Source organism: Streptomyces sp. PA03-3a, assembly GCF_033792735.1.
GTDB lineage: Bacteria > Actinomycetota > Actinomycetes > Streptomycetales > Streptomycetaceae > Actinacidiphila.
The window spans coordinates 90,301-112,161 of sequence record NZ_JARAVM010000015.1 but is presented as its reverse complement, the minus strand read 5'-3'; the positions used below and the strand labels follow the sequence as shown (position 1 = coordinate 112,161).

20 protein-coding genes are annotated in these 21,861 nt (G+C 70.7%); 19 read left to right on the top strand and 1 reads right to left on the bottom strand.

Translation table 11 applies throughout. The features are described 5' to 3' along the window. Positions 1-76: 76 nt before the first annotated feature. The 5 genes from PV342_RS19840 to PV342_RS19820 all read left to right on the top strand — a co-directional run bounded on the left by PV342_RS19840 (position 77) and on the right by PV342_RS19820 (position 3,844). Positions 77-766 (top strand): demethylmenaquinone methyltransferase, encoded by a 690-nt coding sequence (locus PV342_RS19840; protein ID WP_018558786.1) that lies wholly within the window; start codon positions 77-79, stop codon positions 764-766. 115 nt (positions 767-881) lie between these two features. Continuing rightward, positions 882-2,171 (top strand): geranylgeranyl reductase family protein, encoded by a 1,290-nt coding sequence (locus PV342_RS19835; protein WP_329186288.1) that lies wholly within the window; start codon positions 882-884, stop codon positions 2,169-2,171. 128 nt (positions 2,172-2,299) lie between these two features. After that, a complete protein-coding gene (locus PV342_RS19830) occupies positions 2,300-2,764 on the top strand; it encodes a helix-turn-helix domain-containing protein (protein WP_018558788.1) in 465 nt (154 codons plus the stop codon). Beyond that, entirely contained in the window at positions 2,757-3,116 is a 360-nt protein-coding gene (locus PV342_RS19825; protein ID WP_400804315.1) for a DUF4180 domain-containing protein, read from the top strand. The genes PV342_RS19830 and PV342_RS19825 overlap by 8 nt, the downstream gene beginning before the upstream one ends. Positions 3,117-3,418: 302 nt before the next feature. Next, a complete protein-coding gene (locus PV342_RS19820) occupies positions 3,419-3,844 on the top strand; it encodes a hypothetical protein (protein WP_500318103.1) in 426 nt (141 codons plus the stop codon). A gap of 260 nt (positions 3,845-4,104) precedes the next feature. Here PV342_RS19820 and PV342_RS19815 read toward each other — a convergent pair whose 3' ends face one another. Continuing rightward, a complete protein-coding gene (locus tag PV342_RS19815; RefSeq protein ID WP_078619855.1) occupies positions 4,105-4,893 on the bottom strand; it encodes a C40 family peptidase in 789 nt (262 codons plus the stop codon). 555 nt (positions 4,894-5,448) lie between these two features. On the opposite strand from PV342_RS19815, the gene PV342_RS19810 reads away from it, so the two are divergent. The 14 genes from PV342_RS19810 to nuoN all read left to right on the top strand — a co-directional run bounded on the left by PV342_RS19810 (position 5,449) and on the right by nuoN (position 21,509). Further along, the gene (locus PV342_RS19810) at positions 5,449-5,808 is read left to right on the top strand and encodes an NADH-quinone oxidoreductase subunit A (protein WP_089226370.1); all 360 of its coding nucleotides are present in this window, start codon (positions 5,449-5,451) and stop codon (positions 5,806-5,808) included. Between the two features lie 15 nt (positions 5,809-5,823). Beyond that, positions 5,824-6,378: a NuoB/complex I 20 kDa subunit family protein gene (locus PV342_RS19805; RefSeq protein WP_018558792.1), complete on the top strand. Its 555-nt coding sequence runs from the start codon at positions 5,824-5,826 to the stop codon at positions 6,376-6,378. 121 nt (positions 6,379-6,499) lie between these two features. Further along, the gene (locus tag PV342_RS19800) at positions 6,500-7,237 is read left to right on the top strand and encodes an NADH-quinone oxidoreductase subunit C (protein ID WP_329186283.1); all 738 of its coding nucleotides are present in this window, start codon (positions 6,500-6,502) and stop codon (positions 7,235-7,237) included. After that, on the top strand, positions 7,234-8,568 hold the full coding sequence (locus tag PV342_RS19795; protein ID WP_018558794.1) for an NADH-quinone oxidoreductase subunit D: 1,335 nt from the start codon (positions 7,234-7,236) through the stop codon (positions 8,566-8,568). The genes PV342_RS19800 and PV342_RS19795 overlap by 4 nt, the downstream gene beginning before the upstream one ends. Before the next feature lie 26 nt (positions 8,569-8,594). Continuing rightward, on the top strand, positions 8,595-9,422 hold the full coding sequence (gene nuoE / locus PV342_RS19790) for an NADH-quinone oxidoreductase subunit NuoE (protein ID WP_400804508.1): 828 nt from the start codon (positions 8,595-8,597) through the stop codon (positions 9,420-9,422). Positions 9,423-9,424: 2 nt separating this feature from the next. After that, a complete protein-coding gene (gene nuoF, locus PV342_RS19785; RefSeq protein WP_386991663.1) occupies positions 9,425-10,756 on the top strand; it encodes an NADH-quinone oxidoreductase subunit NuoF in 1,332 nt (443 codons plus the stop codon). Continuing rightward, positions 10,753-13,281, top strand: a complete 2,529-nt coding sequence (locus PV342_RS19780; RefSeq protein ID WP_400804322.1) for an NADH-quinone oxidoreductase subunit G — start codon at positions 10,753-10,755, stop codon at positions 13,279-13,281. The genes nuoF and PV342_RS19780 overlap by 4 nt, the downstream gene beginning before the upstream one ends. Further along, the gene (gene nuoH / locus PV342_RS19775) at positions 13,278-14,615 is read left to right on the top strand and encodes an NADH-quinone oxidoreductase subunit NuoH (RefSeq protein ID WP_018558798.1); all 1,338 of its coding nucleotides are present in this window, start codon (positions 13,278-13,280) and stop codon (positions 14,613-14,615) included. Before PV342_RS19780 ends, nuoH begins: the two co-directional genes overlap by 4 nt. Further along, complete coding sequence (gene nuoI / locus PV342_RS19770) at positions 14,608-15,264, top strand: NADH-quinone oxidoreductase subunit NuoI (protein WP_329186280.1); 657 nt, start codon at positions 14,608-14,610, stop codon at positions 15,262-15,264. The genes nuoH and nuoI overlap by 8 nt, the downstream gene beginning before the upstream one ends. Beyond that, on the top strand, positions 15,261-16,058 hold the full coding sequence (locus PV342_RS19765; RefSeq protein ID WP_018558800.1) for an NADH-quinone oxidoreductase subunit J: 798 nt from the start codon (positions 15,261-15,263) through the stop codon (positions 16,056-16,058). The genes nuoI and PV342_RS19765 overlap by 4 nt, the downstream gene beginning before the upstream one ends. Next, entirely contained in the window at positions 16,055-16,354 is a 300-nt protein-coding gene (gene nuoK, locus PV342_RS19760; protein ID WP_018558801.1) for an NADH-quinone oxidoreductase subunit NuoK, read from the top strand. Before PV342_RS19765 ends, nuoK begins: the two co-directional genes overlap by 4 nt. A gap of 12 nt (positions 16,355-16,366) precedes the next feature. Next, the gene (gene nuoL, locus PV342_RS19755; protein WP_400804330.1) at positions 16,367-18,265 is read left to right on the top strand and encodes an NADH-quinone oxidoreductase subunit L; all 1,899 of its coding nucleotides are present in this window, start codon (positions 16,367-16,369) and stop codon (positions 18,263-18,265) included. Further along, positions 18,265-19,860 carry an NADH-quinone oxidoreductase subunit M gene (locus PV342_RS19750; protein ID WP_400804333.1) on the top strand — a complete coding sequence of 532 codons (1,596 nt, stop codon included), beginning with the start codon at positions 18,265-18,267 and terminating at the stop codon, positions 19,858-19,860. Before nuoL ends, PV342_RS19750 begins: the two co-directional genes overlap by 1 nt. Beyond that, positions 19,857-21,509 carry an NADH-quinone oxidoreductase subunit NuoN gene (gene nuoN, locus PV342_RS19745; RefSeq protein ID WP_500318097.1) on the top strand — a complete coding sequence of 551 codons (1,653 nt, stop codon included), beginning with the start codon at positions 19,857-19,859 and terminating at the stop codon, positions 21,507-21,509. Before PV342_RS19750 ends, nuoN begins: the two co-directional genes overlap by 4 nt. Positions 21,510-21,861: the final 352 nt, after the last annotated feature.

Below are 21,861 nucleotides of genomic sequence, written 5' to 3'. Positions count from 1 at the left end.
CGCGCCGTACGGCGTTCCGCGACGGCCGCCGGGGCCCCTGCGCGGGGCGCGGGGCCGCCGGGTGAAGAATGGGGGCGTGACCCGAGCCTCCCTGGACAAGCAGCCGCACGAAGTCGCCGCGATGTTCGACGACGTCGCGGCCAACTACGACCTGACCAACGACGTGCTGTCGCTCGGCCAGGACCGCCGCTGGCGCAAGGTCGTCGCGCAGGCCCTCGCCGTCCGTCCCGGCGAGCGCGTGCTGGACCTCGGCGCCGGTACGGGCACCTCCTCCCTGCCCTTCGCCGAGGCGGGCGCCCGGGTCGTGCCGTGCGACTTCTCCCTGGGCATGCTGCGCGAGGGCAAGCGCCGCCACCCCTTCCTCCCGCTCACCGCGGGCGACGCGACCAGGCTGCCGTTCGCCGACGGGGTCTTCGACGCCGTCACGATCTCCTTCGCGCTGCGCAACGTGCACGACACCGACGCCGCGCTGCGCGAGATGCTGCGGGTCACCCGGCCCGGGGGCCGGGTCGTCATCTGCGAGTTCAGCCACCCCACCTGGGCGCCGTTCCGCACGGTCTACACCGAGTATCTGATGCGGGCGCTCCCGCCGGTCGCCCGGGCGGTCAGCAGCAACCCCGACGCGTACGTCTACCTCGCCGAGTCCATCAGGGCCTGGCCCGACCAGCCCGGCCTCGCCGCACGACTGCAGAAGGCCGGCTGGTCGAAGGTCGCATGGCGCAACCTGTCGGGCGGCATCGTGGCCCTGCACCGCGCGGTGCGCTAAGCCGGGGCGCCCGGCCCGCGCGCGAAAGCGGCCACATAGACTGCACGGGTCCGGTCCGGCCGCCGCCGGCCGGCCGCAGACAGTCCCGCATCAGCCCAGAGCAGCGAGGAGCACCGTGACCGAGACCGCCGCTTCGGAACGCAGCGCCGATGTGATCGTCGTAGGTGCCGGGCCCGCGGGCTCGACGACGGCCTACTACCTGGCGAAGGCGGGACTCGACGTCCTGCTGCTGGAGAAGACCGCCTTCCCGCGCGAGAAGGTCTGCGGCGACGGCCTGACGCCCCGCGCGACCAAGCAACTCGTCGCGATGGGCATCGACATCTCCGAGGAGGCCGGCTGGCTGCGCAACAAGGGCCTGCGCATCATCGGCGGCGGGGTCCGGCTGCAGCTGGACTGGCCGGACCTGGCCTCGTTCCCCGACTACGGGCTCGTGCGCAAGCGCGAGGACTTCGACGAACTCCTCGCCCAGCAGGCGCAGAAGGCCGGCGCCCGGCTGTACGAGCGCTGCAACGTGGGCGCCCCGATCCGCGACGAGCGCACCGGCCGCATCACCGGCGTCGAGGCCAAGCTGGGCGAGGAGAAGACCCCGGTCACCTTCCACGCCCCGCTGGTGGTCGCCGCGGACGGCAACTCCACCCGGCTCTCCCTCCAGATGGGCCTGCACCGCCGTGAGGACCGCCCGATGGGCGTGGCCGTCCGCACGTACTTCACCTCCCCGCGGCACGACGACGACTACCTGGAGTCGTGGCTGGAGCTGTGGGACCGGCGCGTCCCGGGCGACCCGCGGCTGCTGCCCGGCTACGGCTGGATCTTCGGCATGGGCGACGGCACGTCCAATGTGGGCCTGGGCGTCCTCAACACCTCCGCCTCCTTCAAGGAGCTGGACTGGCGCGAGGTGCTGAAGGCCTGGTGCGCCTCGATGCCCGAGGAGTGGGGCTACACCGAGGAGAACATGACCGGGCCGATCCGCGGCGCGGCCCTCCCGATGGCCTTCAACCGCCAGCCGCACTACACCAAGGGCCTGCTGCTGGTCGGTGACGCGGGCGGGCTGGTCAACCCGTTCAACGGCGAGGGCATCGCCTACGCGATGGAGTCCGGCCAGATCGCCGCCGACGTCATCGTCCAGGCGCACGCGCGCGGCACCGCGGCCCAGCGGGAGCTGGCGCTCCAGTCGTACCCGCGGATCCTGAAGGACACCTACGGGGGCTACTACACGCTCGGCCGGGCCTTCGTGAAGCTGATCGGCAACCCCAAGGTCATGAAGCTGGCGACGCAGCGCGGCCTCACGCACCCGATGCTGATGCGCTTCACGCTGAAGCTGCTGGCGAACCTCACGGACCCGTCGGGCGGCGACGCGATGGACCGCGTGATCAACGGTCTGTCGAAGGTGGCGCCCCGCTCCTGACGTCCCGGCACCCGCTTGCCGCGCCGGCCCGTACCGCTCGGGCCGGCGCGGCTTTTTTCTGCCCTCTGCCATGAGCGTGGGTAGGTAAACGCCCCTATCCTTCCCCTTGAAGGGTAGGATGCATACATATGGAGAGGGATTGGCTGTCCGTCGAGCAGGTCGCGGACCGGCTCGGCCTGCATGTCCGCACGGTCCGCGGCTACATCCGCGACGGCCGGCTGAAGGCGGTCCGCATCGGCAAGCAGTACCGCGTCGCCCGGACCGACCTGGACGCCCTCACCGGTGCGCCGGCGGCCGCCGCGCGGCACCGGGTGGAGGTCTCGGCCATCGTCGAGGTGGACGGCATCGGGGCGGCCGCGGCCGACCGACTGGGCACCCTTCTCGTGGCCGGTGCCCAGATGGCGCGGGACCCCCACGAGTTGGCCCGGGTGCGGACGGCGTACGACGACGAGCGTTCGCGGCTGAAGGTCGTGGTGCTCGGCGGCGCCGCGGCGACGGCGGACGTCCTGCGGACCATCGACGACGTCATGGGAGGGGAGAACGACATGTTCCCGGAGGAGCGCACCGAGCACCCGGAGGCGGGCCGTGACTGACGTGGTGACCGAGCGGCGGGGCGTGCCGGTCCTCGTCTGCGGCGAGGACGGCGCACGGATCCGCGGAGTCCAGGACGCGCTCGACGTGATCGGCTCGGCCTTCCAGCGGGCGGAGGTCGTCGCCGTCCCCGCCGGCCGCCTGGACGAGCGGTTCTTCGCCCTGCGCACCGGCCTGGCGGGGGAGATCCTGCAGAAGTTCGCCAACTACCGCATCCTGCTCGCCGTCGTGGGCGACGTCTCGGCGTACACGACGGCCAGCAAGGCCTTTCGGGACCTGGTGCGCGAGTGCAACCGCGGCGACCGCACCTGGTTCGTCGACGACCTCGAAGCGCTCGACGCCCGACTGGGCTGACCCGGCGCCGGAGCGGCCCGGGCGCGAACCCCGCCCGGGATCGGCCGTGTTGCCCCGCCCGGCATCACCTCCCATGGGAGCCGAGCGGTGAACTCCGCAGCCCTGTACGCCGGTTCGCGCGGGCCGGGGTGGAGGGGCGCGGGCGGGGCGGACCGCCGGTTCTTTGACATCGATGTCGTTGACATCGATGTCAGATGAGTCTGCCCCGGAGTCAGCTCGCGCTCGAAATGCGGGATTTGAGGCGTTGTGCTCATACTTTTGATCACTGCTCGGGGATTCGTGATCAACAGAAGGGTGCAGACATGAGCACGCGCATATTCCAGGTCCTGGCCGCCGCGGCCGCATCGGTCCTGCTCGCCGGAGGGGGCGTGCTCGCAGCCGGCCCGGCCTCCGCGGCCCCGACGGACCACCGCTCGAGCGACCGGCAGGGCGACGACCGCCGTGGCGACGACCGCCGTGGCGACGACCGCCGTGGTGACGACCGCCGGGACGGGGACCGCCGTGGCGACGACCGCAGGGACGGCGACCGGCGTGGTGACGACCGCCGGGACGACGACCGGCGCGGCGACCGGCAGCGACAGTGCTCGGTCGGTCTGGGCTCCTGGAAGCTGGAGTACCGTCCCGGACGCCTGGTGCGGGTCTCCAGCCACGGTCGCGTCAAATGGGTCCGCACGCCGGGCCACTGGGTCAGGGTCTGGCACGGCGGAGGCCGCGACTGCCACCGCTGATGAACCCGAGGCCCGGAGCCCGGTCCCCCGCCACCGCGGAGGCCGGCTCCGGCCCGTGAGCCCCGTCCGGGGCTCCCCGGTCGTCCGGCCCCGTGTGCGGTACCTCTCCTTGCGGCGGGGCCGGACCCCTGTCCGGCCGCCTTCCGCGGGGCGCGCTGCGGCGGCCCCGTCCCGCGGCGGCGGAGGACCGCACGGGGTGGAACGGAGGAGGCCGCCGGCCCTTCGCGGGCCGGCGGCCTCCGTGGGGACGGGGCGCGTGATCAGAGCACGCGGACGGCCGACGTCGGCATGTAGTTGGACATCTGCTGGATGACGACGCCCTTGCTCGGGTTCGCCGCGTCCAGGTACTGCCCGCCGCCTATGTAGACGGCCACGTGGTAGGCGGAGCCCGCGCCGCCCCAGAAGACGAGGTCGCCCGGCTGGACCGCGCTCACGGACACCGGGGTGCCGAAGGTCGACTGCGCCTGCGAGGTGCGCGGCAGGTCGACGCCGATGGTGCGGAAGGCGGCCTGGGTGAGACCGGAGCAGTCGTAGGCGCTGGGGCCCGTGGCGCCGTAGACGTACGGCTTGCCGACCTGGGCCTTCAGGAAGCCGATGACGGAGGCGACGCTGCCCGTCGCGGAAGTGGAGGAGGAGGCGGCCAGCGCGGTGCGTCCGGCGGAGCGGGACGCGGTCGCGGTCTCGCGCGCCTTGGCGGCCTTGGCCGCGGCGCGCGACCGCGCGTCGGCGGCGGCCTTCTTCTTCTGTGCGGCCTTCATGGCCTCGGTGCGGGCCTCCGTGCGTGCGGCGTCCAGCTGCTGCTCGACGACGGTCTCGTCGACGGCGTCAGCGGCCTGCGCGGCGGTGGCGGTGGTGGAGAGGGCGGGGATGACGGGGATGCTCCCCGTGGTCGCCGGGTCGGCGGCCGAGGGCTCGGCGTTCGCCGAAGACGACATTCCGGTCAGGGCGAGCGTTCCGATGACGCCGCCGGCGACTCCTGCGCGGCGCACCCAGTTGGGGCTCTGCGAGGCGCGTCGCCGGCGGCGTATATGCGAGGTCTGAAGGGACATGAAGACTTGGGTATCAGGCCAGGTCGGTTCCGTTCAACAAAAGTGTGATGCGCCACAGTTGGCTTGCGAGCAGTGCTATTGTCCCCTTTTCGATCTTCCTTATTCGGGATGATGGGGACATCGAACCGCAAATCCTCGTGCGCGCGTTCACGTGCCTCGGGCCGCTGTCAGTGCGGGGTTTCGCGGCTCACCCGCGCGAGTGGCGAGGCGCTATCACGTCCTGCGGACCAGCTCCAATTTGCCTCGGATCGTCGGCGCCTGATAGTGCGGCACCCCTGTTTACCAGCGGAAACGCAAGTAAATGTGACTTCTGGTGATCGTTTGGGATTACTGAGTGAGAAGATCACCGCTCATCCCCGTTCATGATCGTTCGACTGGTGGCAGAGATCACAAAGGCCAGAGTGAACCCCGTGTCGCAGATCACAGACCAGGAGGCATAGGATGCGGGCAGTCTGGGCTTGTGAACTGCCTCACATGGAGGGGATCCAGGTGGCGTGGGGCGCACGTCCGGGCACGGTCCGTCATCAGTCATCGTCGACTGGAAGGAGCGGGGACGTGAATGCCTACGCGCCCATCCTCGTGCTGGGCGGCCTCGGGGCCGGCTTCGCGATCTTCTCCGTGGTCATGGCCTCCATCATCGGCCCAAAACGGTACAACCGGGCTAAGTTGGAGGCGTATGAGTGCGGTATCGAGCCGACTCCGCAGCCAGCCGGGGGCGGCCGTTTCCCGATCAAGTACTACCTGACGGCGATGCTCTTCATCGTCTTCGACATCGAGATCGTCTTCCTCTACCCCTGGGCCGTCACCTTCGACGCCCTCGGGGTCTTCGGGCTCGTCGAGATGCTCCTCTTCGTGCTCACCGTCTTCGTCGCCTACGCCTACGTCTGGCGTCGCGGCGGCCTGGAATGGGATTAGGGGCGGAGAATAGCCATGGGTATTGAAGAGAAGCTGCCGAGCGGGTTCCTGCTCACCTCCGTCGAGGCGGCGGCCGGCTGGGTCCGGAAGGCCTCGGTCTTCCCGGCCACGTTCGGCCTCGCGTGCTGCGCCATCGAGATGATGACGACCGGGGCCGGGCGGTACGACCTGGCCCGCTTCGGCATGGAGGTCTTCCGCGGGTCCCCGCGCCAGGCGGACCTGATGATCGTGGCCGGCCGGGTGAGCCAGAAGATGGCGCCCGTCCTGCGCCAGGTCTACGACCAGATGCCGAACCCCAAGTGGGTGATCTCGATGGGGGTCTGCGCATCGAGCGGCGGGATGTTCAACAACTACGCAATTGTGCAGGGTGTTGACCATGTGGTGCCTGTTGACATTTATCTCCCGGGATGTCCGCCCCGCCCCGAAATGCTGATGGACGCCATCCTCAAGCTCCACCAGAAGATCCAGCACAGCAAGCTCGGCGTGAACCGCGAAGAGGCCGCGCGCGAGGCGGAGGAGGCGGCGCTGAAGGCGCTGCCGACGATCGAGATGAAGGGGCTGCTTCGGTGAGCGACGCACGCGAGGCCGCCGGGCCGCAGGCAACGACGAGCCCCGCACCTCTGCGCCTGGGGGCGCCTCCCGCGCCGCAGGCCGCGGGGGCGGGCGGAGAAGCGAACGAAAGGGGCGCGCGATGACGGATTCCCCGGACACCCCGAACCCGGACAGGGACGTCAACGCGGCCGGACTGCCCGGCCAGCGCGGCGACCACGGGGAGGCGATCCGCGTCCAGCGCGGAATGTTCGGTGCCCGCAACGGCGGCGACACCTCCGGGTACGGCGGCCTGGTGCGCACGGTGCGGCTGCCCGGTGCGGCGAGCCGTCCGTACGGCGGCTGGTTCGACGACGTCGCCGACGAGCTCGAGGGCGCCCTGGAGGAGCAGGGTCTCGTCCCGGACAACGCGATCGAGAAGGTCGTCGTGGACCGCGACGAGATCACCTTCCACGTCGCGCGCGAGCACCTGCCCCTGGTCGCCAGGACCCTGCGGGACGACCCCGCGCTGCGCTTCGAGCTCTGCACGGGCGTGAGCGGCGTCCACTTCCCGGAGGACAAGGGCCGCGAGCTGCACGCCGTCTACCACCTGCGCTCGATCACCCACAACCGGCTGATCCGGCTGGAGGTGAGCGTCTCCGACGCGGACCGGCACGTCCCGTCGCTCGTCGAGGTCTACCCGACCAACGACTGGCACGAGCGCGAGGCCTACGACTTCTTCGGGATCGTCTTCGACGGGCACCCCGCCCTGATCCGGATCATGATGCCGGACGACTGGCAGGGCCACCCGCAGCGCAAGGACTACCCTCTCGGCGGCATCCCCGTCGAGTACAAGGGCGCCCAGATCCCTGCTCCGGACCAGCGGAGGTCGTACTCGTGAGCACTCACCACGCACCCCAGCAGGCCGAGGAGCGGGAGACCACCGAGGGCCGGGTCTTCACGGTCACCGGCGGCGACTGGGACGAGCTGGCCGAGACCGTCGGCAAGGCCGACGACGAGCGCATCGTCGTCAACATGGGCCCGCAGCACCCGTCCACCCACGGCGTGCTCCGGCTGATCCTGGAGATCGACGGCGAGACGGTCACCGAGGCCCGCTGCGGCATCGGCTACCTCCACACCGGCATCGAGAAGAACATGGAGTTCCGGACCTGGACCCAGGGGTCCACGTTCGTGACGCGCATGGACTACCTGACGCCGTTCTTCAACGAGACGGCGTACTGCCTGGCGGTGGAGAAGCTGCTCGGCATCACCGACGCGATCCCGGACCGCGCCTCGGTGATCCGCGTGATGCTGATGGAGCTGAACCGCATCTCCTCGCACCTGGTGGCCATCGCCACCGGCGGCATGGAGCTCGGCGCCACCACGATCATGATCTACGGGTTCCGCGACCGCGAGCTGATCCTGGACCTCTTCGAGCTGATCACCGGCCTGCGGATGAACCACGCGTACATCCGCCCCGGCGGCCTCGCCCAGGACCTGCCGCCCGGCGCGGTGGACCAGGTCCGCGAGGTCGTGAAGAAGTTCCGCAAGAACCTCCCCGAGTACGACAAGCTCGCCACCGGCAACCCGATCTTCAAGGCCCGCATGCAGGACGTGGGTTACCTGGACCTGGCGGGCTGCATGGCGCTCGGCGCCACCGGCCCGATCCTGCGCTCCACGGGCCTGCCGCACGACCTGCGCAAGTCGCAGCCGTACTGCGGCTACGAGAACTACGAGTTCGAGGTCCCGACCGTCGACACCTGCGACTCCTACGGGCGGTTCCTGCTCCGCCTGGAGGAGATGCGGCAGTCGCTGGACATCGTCGAGCAGTGCCTGGACCGGCTGCAGCCCGGCCCGGTCATGGTCGCCGACAAGAAGATCGCCTGGCCCGCGCAGCTCGCGCTCGGCCCGGACGGGCTCGGCAACTCCCTCGACCACATCAAGAAGATCATGGGCACCTCCATGGAGGCCCTGATCCACCACTTCAAGCTGGTGACCGAGGGCTTCCGGGTCCCGGCCGGCCAGGCGTACGTCGCCGTCGAGTCGTCCAAGGGCGAACTCGGCGTCCACGTGGTCAGCGACGGGGGCACCCGCCCCTTCCGCGTCCACTTCCGCGACCCGTCCTTCACCAACCTGCAGACCATGGCGGCGATGTGCGAGGGCGGCCAGGTCGCCGACGTCATCGTCGCGGTGGCGTCCATCGACCCCGTGATGGGAGGCGTCGACCGGTGACAGAGGTATCACTCGGCATCCCCGCGATGCCCGCGCCGGACTACCCGGCCGACGTACGGCAGCGACTGGACGAGGACGCGGCGAAGATCATCGCGCGCTACCCCGGCAGCCGCAGCGCCCTGCTGCCGCTGCTGCACCTGGTGCAGGCGGAGGAGAGCTACGTCTCCCGCACCGGGGTGCGCTTCTGCGCCGAGCAGCTGGGGCTGACCACGGCCGAGGTCACCGCGGTGGCCACCTTCTACTCGATGTACCGGCGCAAGCCGTCCGGCGAGTACCAGGTCGGGGTCTGCACCAACACGCTGTGCGCGGTCATGGGCGGCGACGCGATCTTCGACGAGCTCAAGCAACACCTCGGCGTGGGGAACGGCGAGACCACCGACGACGGCAAGGTCACGCTGGAGCACATCGAGTGCAACGCGGCCTGCGACTTCGCCCCCGTGGTGATGGTCAACTGGGAGTTCTTCGACAACCAGGACCCCGAGTCGGTCAAGCGGCTCGTCGACGACCTGCGCGCCGGCCGCACCGTCGAACCCACCCGCGGCGCTCCTCTGTGCTCGTACAAGGAGACGTCCCGGATCCTCGCCGGGTTCCCCGACGAGCGCCCCGGCGCCGTCGAGGCGACCGGCGGCGCCGGCCCCGCCTCACTGGCGGGCCTGCGGCTCGCCCGCGGCGAGTCGCTGCCGGGCGGCGGGGCCGGCGTGCCCCGGCAGACCTCCGCCCCGCCGCAGGACGAGACACCCCCGGCCCACCCCAGCTCCCACGACGCCCCCCTGGACTCCGCGGTCTCCGACCCCGAGCACCCGGCGGGACCGGTCACGCAGGAGCGCCCGACGGAAGGCGAGGAGGACCGGTGACCATGGTCGACTCGGCGGAGAAGGTGCTGGCACCCGTTCTCTCGGCCTTCTGGGACGATCCCCAGTCCTGGACCCTCGACACGTACCGCCGCCACGAGGGCTACGAGGGCCTGCGCAAGGCGCTGGCCATGCCCCCGGACGACGTGATCGCCCTTGTGAAGGAGTCCGGCCTGCGCGGCCGCGGCGGCGCCGGCTTCCCCACCGGGATGAAGTGGCAGTTCATCCCGCAGGGCGACGGCAAGCCGCACTACCTCGTCGTCAACGCGGACGAGTCGGAGCCGGGCACCTGCAAGGACATCCCGCTGCTCTTCGCCAACCCGCACTCGCTCATCGAGGGCATGGTGATCGCCTGCCACGCGATCCGCTCCCACCACGCCTTCATCTACCTGCGCGGCGAGGTCGTGCCCGTGCTTCGGCGGCTGCACCACGCCGTGGCCGAGGCGTACGAGGCCGGATTGCTCGGCAAGAACATCCTTGGCAGCGGCTTCGACCTGGAGCTGACCGTGCACGCCGGCGCCGGCGCGTACATCTGCGGTGAGGAGACCGCGCTGCTCGACTCCCTGGAGGGACGCCGCGGCCAGCCCCGGCTGCGCCCGCCCTTCCCGGCGGTCGAGGGCCTGTACGCCTGCCCGACGGTGGTCAACAACGTCGAGTCCATCGCGTCGGTACCGTCGATCCTGGTCAAGGGCAAGGACTGGTTCCGCTCGATGGGCAGCGAGAAGTCCCCGGGCTTCACGCTGTACTCGCTCAGCGGCCACGTCGCCAACCCCGGCCAGTACGAGGCCCCGCTGGGCGTCACGCTGCGCCAGCTGCTGAACCTCAGCGGCGGCATGCGGCCCGGCCACCGGCTCAAGTTCTGGACCCCGGGCGGCTCCTCGACGCCGATGTTCACCGACGAGCACCTCGACGTCCCGCTGGACTACGAGGGCGTCGGCGCCGCGGGCTCCATGCTCGGCACCAAGGCGCTGCAGTGCTTCGACGAGACGACCTGCGTGGTGCGCGCCGTCACCCGCTGGACCGAGTTCTACGCACACGAGTCCTGCGGCAAGTGCACCCCCTGCCGCGAGGGCACGTACTGGCTCGTCCAGTTGCTCCGCGACATCGAGGCGGGCAAGGGCACCCTGGCGGACCTCGACAAGCTCGCCGACATCGCCGACAACATCAACGGCAAGTCCTTCTGCGCCCTCGGCGACGGAGCGGCCAGCCCGATCTTCTCCTCCCTCCAGTACTTCCGCGACGAGTACGTGGAGCACCTGGAGGGCCGCGGCTGCCCCTTCGACCCGGCCAAGTCCACGGTCTGGGCCGACAAGTCTCACCTGGAGGTGAACGCGTGACCGTCACGACCAACGCCGCCTCCGGTGAGGCGGCGGTGCCGCCCGAGGACCTGGTGTCCGTCAGCATCGACGGCGTCGAGATCTCCGTGCCCAAGGGCACCCTGGTGATCCGTGCCGCCGAGATGATCGGCATCGAGATCCCGCGCTTCTGCGACCATCCCCTCCTCGACCCCGTGGGCGCCTGCCGCCAGTGCATCGTCGAGGTCGAGGGCCAGCGCAAGCCGATGGCGTCCTGCACGATCACCTGCACCGACGGGATGGTCGTCAGGACCCAGCTCACCTCCGGCATCGCGGACAAGGCCCAGCGCGGGGTGATGGAGCTGCTGCTCATCAACCACCCGCTGGACTGCCCGGTCTGCGACAAGGGCGGAGAGTGCCCGCTGCAGAACCAGGCGATGTCCGCCGGCCAGGCCGACACCCGCTTCGAGGGCCGCAAGCGGACCTACGAGAAGCCGGTCCCGATCTCCACCCAGGTGCTGCTGGACCGGGAGCGCTGCGTGCTGTGCGCGCGCTGCACCCGCTTCTCGCAGCAGGTCGCCGGCGACCCGATGATCGAACTGCTGGAGCGCGGCGCCCTGCAGCAGGTCGGCACCGGCGAGGGCGACCCCTTCCAGTCGTACTTCTCCGGCAACACCATCCAGATCTGCCCGGTGGGTGCCCTGACCTCGGCGGCCTACCGCTTCCGGTCGCGGCCCTTCGACCTGGTCTCCTCGCCGAGCGTGTGCGAGCACTGCGCGGGCGGCTGCGCCACCCGTACCGACCACCGGCGCGGCAAGGTCATGCGCCGGCTCGCGCAGGACGACCCCGAGGTCAACGAGGAGTGGATCTGCGACAAGGGCCGCTTCGGGTTCCGCTACGCGCAGCGCCCCGAGCGGCTCACCACCCCGCTGGTCCGCAACGCCGACACCGGTGAACTGGAGACCGCGAGCTGGCCCGAGGCGCTGGAGGCCGCGGCCCGCGGGCTCGCGGCGGCCCGGGGCCGCACGGGCGTGCTGACCGGCGGCCGGCTCACCGTCGAGGACGCCTACGCCTACGCCAAGTTCGCCCGCGTCGCCCTCGACACCAACGACGTCGACTTCCGGGCCCGCGCGCACTCCGCTGAGGAGGCCGACTTCCTGGCGGCCGTCGTCGCGGGCCGCGGGCGGGACCTGTCCGGCGACGGGGTCACCTACACCCTGCTGGAGAAGGCCCCCGCCGTACTGCTGGCCGGACTGGAGGCCGAGGAGGAGGCGCCCGGCGTCTTCCTGCGGCTCCGCAAGGCCTGGCGCAAGCACAAGCAGCGCACCTTCGCGCTGGCCCCCTACGCCACCCGCGGGCTGGAGAAGGCGGGCGGCACCCTGCTGCCCGCCGCGCCCGGCACCGAGACCGAGTGGCTGGACGCCCTGGCCGGTGGGGGTACCTCCGGCGAAGCCAGGGGGAGCGTCGGGCTGGACGGCAACGGCCGTACCGCCCATCAGGCGCTGCGCGCCGAGGGCTCGGTCGTCCTGGTGGGCGAGCGGCTGGCGGCCGTCCCCGGCGCGCTGACCGCGGTCGTGCGGTTCGCCCAGGCCACCGGCGCCCGGCTGGCGTGGATCCCGCGCCGCGCGGGCGAGCGCGGTGCCGTCGAGGCGGGCGCCCTGCCCGGGCTGCTGCCCGGCGGCCGCCCCGTCACCGACCCGCGGGCCCGCGACGAGGTCGCCGAGGTCTGGGGCGTGGCCACGCTCCCGTCCCGCCACGGCCGCGACACCGGCGGGATCCTGGAGGCGGCCGTAAGCGGCGAGCTCGGCGCGCTGCTGGTCGGCGGCGTCGAGCCGGCCGACCTGCCCGACCCGGCCCTGGCCCGCGCGGCCCTGGACGCGGCGGGCTTCGTGGTCAGCCTGGAGCAGCGTCCCGGCGAGGTCACCGAGCGGGCGGACGTCGTCCTTCCGGTCGCCGCGGTCGCCGAGAAGGCCGGCACCTTCCTCAACTGGGAGGGCCGCGTACGGCTCTTCGAGGCCGCGATCAAGCCGGCCCAGCAGGTCCAGCGCCACCAGTACCCGGACGCCCGGGTGCTGACCATGGTGGCCGACGCGATGGACGTCACCCTCGGGCTCGCCGACGTGAGCTCGGCCCGCGCCGAGCTCTCCCGGCTCGCCCCGTACGAGGGCCCGCGTGCCGCGGCCCCGCAGGAGACCGGCCGGCCGCTGCCGAAGCCCGGCAGCGGCGAGGCGGTCCTCGCGGGCCACCGGCTGCTGCTCGACCAGGGCCTGCTGCAACAGGGCGACGACGCCCTCGCCGGCACCCGCCACCCGGCGGTCGCCCGCGTGTCGGCGACCACCGCCAAGGAGATCGGCGTCGCCGACGGCGAGCCGCTGGAGGTGTCCGGCCCGCTGGGCACCGTCCGGCTGCCGCTGCAGGTGACGGCGATGGCCGACCGCGTCGTGTGGGTGCCCCTCAACTCGGCCGGCGGGGGAGTCGCCTCGGACACCGGCGCGCTGCCGGGCCAGATCGTCCGGATCGCCCCGGCCGCCGTGGACACCGCTGCCGCACCGGAGGTGACCCCGTGACGGGACTGACCACGCTCGCCGCCGAGGACCTGTCCCTGTTCGGGCGGGACCCGTGGTGGCTGATCGCCATCAAGGCGGTCTTCTGCTTCGCGTTCCTGATGGTGACCGTGCTCTTCTCCATCGTGTGGGAGCGCAAGGTCGTCGCGTGGATGCAGCTGCGCATCGGCCCCAACCGGCACGGCCCCTGGGGCATGCTCCAGTCGCTCGCCGACGGCATCAAGCTGATGCTCAAGGAAGACCTGATCGTCAAGAAGGCCGACAAGGTCGTCTACGTGCTGGCCCCGATCGTGGCGGCCATCCCGGCCTTCATGGCGGTCGCGGTGATCCCCTTCGGCCCGGCGGGCAACGAGATCTCCATCTTCGGCCACCGCACGCCGATGCAGCTCACCGACCTGCCGATCGGCGTCCTCTACATCCTGGCCACCGCCTCCGTCGGCATCTACGGCATCGTGCTGGCCGGCTGGTCCTCCGGCTCGACGTACCCGCTCCTCGGCGGTCTGCGCTCCTGCGCGCAGATGATCTCCTACGAGATCGCGATGGGCGTCGCCTTCGCGTCGGTCTTCCTCTACTCCGGCTCGATGTCGACCTCGCAGATCGTCGCCCAGCAGGAGGACCGCTGGTACGTGCTGCTGCTGCCGGTGTCCTTCATCATCTACATCGGCACCATGGTCGGCGAGACCAACCGCGCGCCGTTCGACATGCCCGAGTCCGAGGGCGACCTGGTCGGCGGCTTCAACACCGAGTACTCCTCGATCAAGTTCGCGCTCTTCATGCTCGCCGAGTACGTGAACATGGTGACCGTCTCGGCGGTGGCCACCACGCTCTTCCTGGGCGGCTGGCGGGCCCCGTGGCCCATCAGCACCTTCTGGGAGGGCGCCAACCACGGCTGGTGGCCGCTGCTCTGGTTCGTGATCAAGGTGCAGCTGCTGCTCTTCTTCTTCATCTGGCTGCGCGGCACGCTGCCCCGCGTCCGCTACGACCAGTTGATGAAGCTGGGCTGGAAGGTCCTGATCCCGGTCTCGATGGTGTGGCTGATGCTGGTCGCCACCGTCCGGGCGCTGCGCAACGAGAACTACGACTTCCAGTCGATCGTGCTCTACGTCGGCGGCGGCGTGGTCCTGCTGCTCCTGCTCTCGCTGGTCTTCGACGTCTTCCGCGACCGCGGCGACAAGGCCCGGGAGGCGGCCGAACAGGCCGGGCCGCAGGAGCCGTTCGATCCCATGGCGGGCGGGTTCCCCGTGCCGCCGCTGCCCGGCCAGGAGCTGCCGCCCGTCCCGCGGCGGCCGTCCCGTGCGGAGCGTCAACTCGTAGGCAAGGAGGCCGACGATGCCTGAGTTCCTGGGCCCGGTCGCGGGCTTCGGCGTGACCTTCAAGGCCATGTTCAAGAAGCGCCTGACCGAGCAGTACCCCGAGGAGAAGAAGCCGACCGCGCCGCGGTTCCACGGCCGCCACCAGCTGAACCGGCACCCGGACGGGCTGGAGAAGTGCGTGGGCTGCGAGCTGTGCGCCTGGGCCTGCCCGGCGGACGCGATCTACGTCGAGGGCGCCGACAACACCGACGAGGAGCGCTACTCGCCGGGCGAGCGCTACGGCCGCGTCTACCAGATCAACTACGCCCGCTGCATCCTGTGCGGGCTGTGCATCGAGGCCTGCCCGACGCGCGCCCTGACCATGACCAACGAGTACGAACTCGCCGACAGCAGCCGCGAGTCGCTGATCTTCACCAAGGAGCAGCTGCTCGCGGGCCTGGACGAGAACATGGTCGACACCCCGCACGCGATCTTCCCCGGCATGGACGAGGGCGACTACTACCGCGGCGCGGTGACCCACGCGGCCCCCGGGACCGAGCGCCAGGTCGCGGTCTCCAAGGGCGAGAAGCCGGACGAGACGGAGCCGGGCGACCGGGACGGCGAAGGCGCGGCGGGCGCGCAGGTCCCCGCGACCGGTGCCGCCGCTCCGGCCGGGACGGGAGGCGAGGCATGAACGGCGTGACCACGCTGGCCGCTTACACCACCTCCACCGGGGAGGCGGTCCAGTTCTGGGTGCTCGGCACCGTCGCAGTGCTGGGCGCGCTCGCGACCGTACTGATGAAGAAGGCCGTGCACAGCGCGCTGTCGCTCGCCGGGACGATGATCGTTTTGGCGGTCTTCTACCTGGCCCAGGGCGCGTACTTCCTCGGGGTCGTCCAGATCGTCGTCTACACCGGCGCGATCATGATGCTCTTCCTCTTCGTCGTCATGCTGGTCGGCATCACCGCCGCCGACTCGCTCAAGGAGACGCTGAAGGGGCAGCGCTGGCTGGCCGCCGGGGCCGGACTCGGCTTCGGCGTGCTGCTGATCGCCGGCATCGCCAACGCCTCGATCAAGAACTTCCAGGGGCTCGGCCAGGCCAACGCCGGCGGCAACGTCGAGGGACTCGCCTCCCTGATCTTCACCAAGTACGTGTGGGCCTTCGAGATCACCGGCGCGCTGCTCATCACCGCCGCCGTCGGCGCGATGGTCCTCACCCACCGCGAGCGCACCGAGGCCCGCGCCACCCAGCGCGAGCTCGCCGAGCGGCGCGTGCGCGAGGGCAAGCAGATCACCCCGCTCCCCGCGCCCGGCGTCTACGCCCGCAACAACGCGGTCGACGTCCCCGGCCTGCTGCCGGACGGCACGGTCTCGGAGCTCAGCGTCAGCCCGACGCTGCGCGGCCGCGGCCAGTACCGGGACGTGTCCGCGGAGTCGGTCGCCAAGGTCGCCGAGCTGGAACAGCGCTCCGAGGAGGCGTCGAAGTGAATCCGGTCAACTACCTGTACCTGTCGGCGCTGCTGTTCACCATCGGCGCCGCCGGGGTGCTGATCCGGCGCAACGCGATCATCGTCTTCATGTGCGTCGAGCTGATGCTGAACGCCGCCAACCTGGCGTTCGTCACCTTCTCCCGCATGCACGGCAACCTCGACGGCCAGATCATCGCCTTCTTCACGATGGTCGTCGCCGCCGCGGAGGTCGTCGTGGGTCTGGCGATCATCGTGACGATCTTCCGCTCCCGCCACTCGGCCTCGGTCGACGACGCCAGCCTGATGAAGCTCTAAGGGGTAGCGACAGTGGACTACTTGATCGGATGGCTCGTCCTCCTGCCGCTGCTGGGCGCCGGTGTGCTGCTCACCGGCGGACGGAGGCTGGACCGTACGGGCCACTGGATCGGCACCGTGCTCGCGGGGTCGTCCTTCGTCGTCGCGGCGGTGCTCTTCTTCGACATGCTCGGTCGCGGCGGCGAGGACCGCGCGCTGCACTCGACCGCGTTCACCTGGATCTCCGTCGGCAGCTTCAAGGCGGACGTGGCCTTCCAGCTCGACCAGCTGTCGATGACGTTCGCCCTGCTGATCACGGGTGTGGGCACGCTCATCCACATCTACTCGATCGGCTACATGGAGCACGACGAGCGGCGCCGCCGCTTCTTCGGCTACCTCAACCTCTTCCTCGCGGCGATGCTCCTGCTGGTCCTCGCCGACAACTACCTGCTGCTGTACGTCGGCTGGGAGGGCGTGGGCCTCGCCTCGTACCTGCTGATCGGCTTCTGGCAGCACAAGCCCAGCGCGGCGACCGCGGCCAAGAAGGCCTTCATCGTCAACCGCGTCGGCGACGTCGGCCTGTCGATCGCGATCATGCTGATGTTCACCACCTTCGGCACCTTCACCTTCGGGCCGGTCCTCGGAGCCGTGGACGGCGCGGGTGAGGGAGTCCTCACCGGCATCGGCCTGATGCTGCTGCTCGCCGCCTGCGGCAAGTCGGCGCAGGTCCCGCTGCAGTCCTGGCTCGGCGACGCGATGGAGGGCCCGACCCCGGTCTCGGCCCTGATCCACGCGGCGACGATGGTGACCGCCGGCGTCTACCTGATCACCCGCTCCGGCGCGATCTTCGACGCCGCGCCCACCGCCCAGGTGGCCGTGGTGACGGTCGGCGCGGTCACCCTCCTGTTCGGTGCGATCGTCGGTTGCGCGAAGGACGACATCAAGAAGGCCCTGGCCGGCTCGACGATGTCGCAGATCGGCTACATGGTGATGGCCGCGGGCCTCGGCCCGATCGGCTACGTCTTCGCGATCATGCACCTGGTCACCCACGGCTTCTTCAAGGCCGGGCTCTTCCTCGGCGCCGGATCGGTCATGCACGGCATGAACGACGAGGTGGACATGCGCAAGTACGGGGGCCTGCGGAAGTACATGCCGGTCACCTTCGTCACGTTCGGCCTCGGCTACCTGGCGATCATCGGCTTCCCGGGCCTGTCCGGCTTCTTCTCCAAGGACAAGATCATCGAGGCCGCCTTCGCCAAGGGCGGCACCGAGGGCTGGATCCTCGGTGGCGCGGCCCTGCTGGGCGCGGGGATCACCGCGTTCTACATGACCCGCGTGATGCTGATGACCTTCTTCGGCGAGAAGCGCTGGGAGCCGGACGCCGAGGGCCATGAGCCGCACCCGCACGAGTCGCCGAAGTCGATGACGATCCCCATGGTCGTCCTGGCCTTCGGCTCCGTCTTCGCCGGATTCCTCTTCAGCTGGAACGAGGCCTTCGTGACCTGGCTGGAGCCGGTCACCAGCTTCGAGGAGGGCCACCCGCCGATGGGCGCGGCGGCCGTCACCGGCGCCACGATGGTGGTGATGGTGCTCGGCGTGGGCCTCGCCTGGGCCATGTACGGGCGCCGCCCCGTCCCCTCCGTCGCCCCGCGCGCCAGCTGGCTCACCCGCGCCGCCCGGCGCGACCTGCTCCAGGACGACTTCAACCACGTCGCCCTGGTGCTGCCCGGCGAGTACCTCACCCGCGGGCTGGTCTACGTGGACCACAAGGGTGTGGACGGCGTCGTCAACGGCACCGCGGCCGCCGTCGGCGGCCTCTCCGGCCGGATGCGGCGTCTCCAGAACGGTTATGTGCGCAGCTACGCCGTGTCGATGCTGGCGGGCACCGCGGTGCTGGTCGCCGCGACGCTGCTGATGAGGGGTGTTGCCTGATGTCCTTCCCCCTGCTCACGCTGACCGCCGGCCTGCCGGCGCTCGGCGCGATCGCCACCGCCGCCGTGCCGGCGGCGCGGCGCGGGGCCGCCAAGTGGCTCGCGCTGGCCGTCTCGCTGGCGACGCTCGTGCTGGCCGCGATCGCCTTCGTGCGCTTCGACCCGGGCGGGGCCCGGTACCAGCTCACCGAGTCCCATGCGTGGATCGCCGACTTCGGGGTCCGCTACGAACTCGGCGTGGACGGCATCGCCGTCGCGCTCATCGGGCTGACCGCGCTGCTCGTACCGTTCGTCATCGCGGCGGGCTGGCACGACGCCGACCCTCTGGAGGAGAAGAACCCCAACCGCCGCTGGCGGCCCACCCAGGGCTTCTTCGCGCTGATCCTGCTGGTCGAGGCGATGGTGATCATCTCCTTCGAGGCCACGGACGTCTTCCTCTTCTACATCTTCTTCGAGGCCATGCTCATCCCGATGTACTTCCTCATCGGCGGCTTCGGGGACCGTGCGCACGAGCACGGCGAGGAGGAGGCGGCCCGTCAGCGCTCGTACGCGGCGGTGAAGTTCCTGCTCTACAACCTGGCCGGCGGACTCATCATGCTGGCCGCGGTCATCGGGCTGTACGCCGTCACCGCCGACCAGCTCGGCCAGGGCACCTTCTCCCTCCAGGAGATCCTGCAGGCCCGGGCGGCCGGTGAGCTCGACATGTCCACCACCGCGGAACGCGCCCTGTTCCTGGGCTTCTTCTTCGCCTTCGCGGTCAAGGCACCGCTGTTCCCGCTGCACACCTGGCTGCCCAACGCCATGGGCGAGTCCACGGCGCCGGTCGCGGTGCTCATCACCGCGGTCGTCGACAAGGTCGGCACCTTCGCGATGCTCCGCTTCTGCCTCCAGCTCTTCCCCGAGGCCAGCAAGTGGGCGACGCCGGTGATCCTGGTGCTGGCGCTGATCAGCATCGTCTACGGCGCACTGCTCGCGCTCGGCCAGCGCGACATCAAGCGGCTGATCGCCTACGCGTCGATCTCCCACTTCGGCTTCATCATCCTGGGCATCTTCGCGATGACCTCCCAGGGCCAGGGCGGGGCGACGCTGTACATGGTCAACCACGGCATCTCCACCGCCGCGCTGATGCTGGTCGCGGGCTTCCTGATCTCCCGCCGCGGCTCCCGCCTCATCGCGTCCTACGGCGGGGTGCAGAAGGTGGCCCCGGTGCTGGCCGGCACCTTCCTGATCGGCGGTCTGGCCACCCTGTCGCTGCCGGGGCTCGCGCCCTTCGTCAGCGAGTTCCTCGTCCTCGTCGGGACGTTCAGCCGCTACCCGGCCGTCGGGATCATCGCCACCACCGGCATCGTCCTCGCCGCGCTGTACGTCCTCGTCCTCTACCAGCGGACGATGACCGGCCCGGTGAAGGCCGAGGTGCAGGGGATGCCCGACCTGAAGGTCCGGGAACTGGCCGTCGTGGCGCCGCTGATCGCGCTGCTGATCGTGCTCGGGGTGTACCCGAAGCCGCTGACCGACGTCGTCAATCCGGCGGTGCAGCAGACGCTCTCCGACGTGCACAAGACCGACCCCAAGCCGGCGCTGGAGGCATCCAAGTGAGCAGCACAGTTGCTGTCCACAGCCTGTGGACAACGGCGGCACCGCTCGCCGCCGACAAGATCAACGCGCCGAAGATCGAGTACGCCCAGCTCGCTCCGGTCCTGATCGTCTTCGGTGTGGCCATCCTGGGCATCCTCCTCGAGGCGTTCCTGCCGCGGCGGTTCCGCTACACCGGGCAGGTCGGCCTCGCGGTCGTCGGCATGGCCGCCGCCTTCGCCGCGGTCGTGGCGCTCGCGGCGGGCGGCTACGCCACGACGAAGGCGCACATCGCGGCCATGGGCGCGGTCGCCGTCGACGGCCCGGCCCTCTTCCTGCAGGGCACGATCCTGCTGGTGGGCATGGTCGGGGTGTTCACCTTCGCCGAGCGCCGGCTCGACCCCAAGGCGCACGGCCGGCACGTCGACTCCTTCGCCGCGCAGGGCTCCGCGGTGCCCGGCAGCGACCAGGAGAAGGACGCCGTCCGGGCCGGTTTCACCACCACGGAGGTCTTCCCGCTGCTGATGTTCGCCATCGGCGGCATGCTGATCTTCCCGGCGGCCAACGACCTGCTGACGCTCTTCGTGGCCCTGGAGGTCTTCTCCCTCCCGCTCTACCTGCTCTGCGCCCTCGCCCGGCGCCGCCGCCTGATGTCGCAGGAGGCGGCGGTCAAGTACTTCCTGCTGGGCGCCTTCTCCTCCGCCTTCCTGCTCTTCGGCATCGCCCTGCTCTACGGCTACGCGGGCACCGTCTCCTACTCCGGCATCGCGTCGGTCGTCGACGGCACCGCCAAGCTCAACCCGGCCCTGGCCGACTCGGCGGGCAACGACGCGCTGCTGCTGATCGGCGCCGCGCTGGTCGGCATGGGCCTGCTGTTCAAGGTGGGCGCCGTGCCGTTCCACATGTGGACGCCCGACGTCTACGAGGGCGCGCCGACCCCGGTCACCGGCTTCATGGCCGCGGCCACCAAGGTCGCCGCCTTCGGCGCGCTGCTGCGGCTGCTCTACGTGGTGCTGCCGGAGCTGCGCTGGGACTGGCGACCGGTGCTGTGGGGCGTGGCGATCCTCACGATGCTGGTCGGCGCGATCGTGGCGGTCACCCAGACCGACGTGAAGCGCCTGCTCGCGTACTCCTCGATCGCGCACGCCGGGTTCATCCTGGCGGGTGTCATCGCGACCACGCCGGAGGGCGTCTCCTCGGTGCTCTTCTACCTGGCGGCGTACTCCTTCGTGACGCTGGGCGCCTTCGCGGTCGTCACGCTGGTGCGCGACGCCGGCGGGGAGGCCACGCACCTGTCGCGCTGGGCGGGTCTGGGCCGTCGTTCCCCGCTGGTGGCCGCGGTCTTCGCGGTCTTCCTGCTCGCCTTCGCCGGCATCCCGCTGACCTCGGGCTTCGCCGGGAAGTTCGCGGTCTTCAGCGCCGCCGCTCAGGGCGGTGCGATGCCGCTGGTGATCGTGGGTGTGATCTCGTCCGCCATCGCGGCGTTCTTCTACATCCGGGTCATCGTGCTGATGTTCTTCAGCGAGCCGAAGGCCGACGGCCCCACGGTCGCCGTGCCCTCGCCGCTGACGTCCACGGCCATCGCGGTGGGTGTGGCCGTCACCCTGGTGCTGGGTGTCGCGCCCCAGTACTTCCTGGACCTCGCGAACCAGGCGGGCGTCTTCGTCCGCTGACCCCTCGCACGGCCCGAGCGCCCCGTGACCGGCTCCCCGGTCGCGGGGCGTCGTGCTGCCGCGGGCCGGCCGCCGGGGCCCGGGCCGCCGCGGCCCGTCACGGCCTCATCGCGCCAATCCGGTTTCCGTAGCGGCTTTCTGACCTGCGTTCGCCCGCGACACCCCGATGAATTGGGCCACTTGATGCCATGGTGAACAGCTCTTCTCGATTGTCTAAAGAGTTCGCAATGTCCGGAAAAGTCTTGCGGTACCGGTCAATTCGGGCTTAGCTTCCTTTCGGGTCACGGTCGGGAGGGGCCGATCAATACCGTGACCATTGGGGGGATTACGTGGTGAAGTCCGCGTTCGCGGT

Coding starts and splice junctions, on each gene's coding strand:
- PV342_RS19830 (WP_018558788.1), top strand. CDS start 2,300: ATGGAGAGGGATTGGCTGTCCGTCGAGCAGGTCGCGGACCGGCTCGGC.
- PV342_RS19820 (WP_500318103.1), top strand. CDS start 3,419: ATGAGCACGCGCATATTCCAGGTCCTGGCCGCCGCGGCCGCATCGGTC.
- PV342_RS19815 (WP_078619855.1), bottom strand. CDS start 4,893: ATGTCCCTTCAGACCTCGCATATACGCCGCCGGCGACGCGCCTCGCAG.
- PV342_RS19805 (WP_018558792.1), top strand. CDS start 5,824: ATGGGTATTGAAGAGAAGCTGCCGAGCGGGTTCCTGCTCACCTCCGTC.
- PV342_RS19800 (WP_329186283.1), top strand. CDS start 6,500: ATGACGGATTCCCCGGACACCCCGAACCCGGACAGGGACGTCAACGCG.
- nuoE (WP_400804508.1), top strand. CDS start 8,595: ATGCCCGCGCCGGACTACCCGGCCGACGTACGGCAGCGACTGGACGAG.
- nuoF (WP_386991663.1), top strand. CDS start 9,425: ATGGTCGACTCGGCGGAGAAGGTGCTGGCACCCGTTCTCTCGGCCTTC.
- nuoI (WP_329186280.1), top strand. CDS start 14,608: ATGCCTGAGTTCCTGGGCCCGGTCGCGGGCTTCGGCGTGACCTTCAAG.
- PV342_RS19765 (WP_018558800.1), top strand. CDS start 15,261: ATGAACGGCGTGACCACGCTGGCCGCTTACACCACCTCCACCGGGGAG.
- PV342_RS19750 (WP_400804333.1), top strand. CDS start 18,265: ATGTCCTTCCCCCTGCTCACGCTGACCGCCGGCCTGCCGGCGCTCGGC.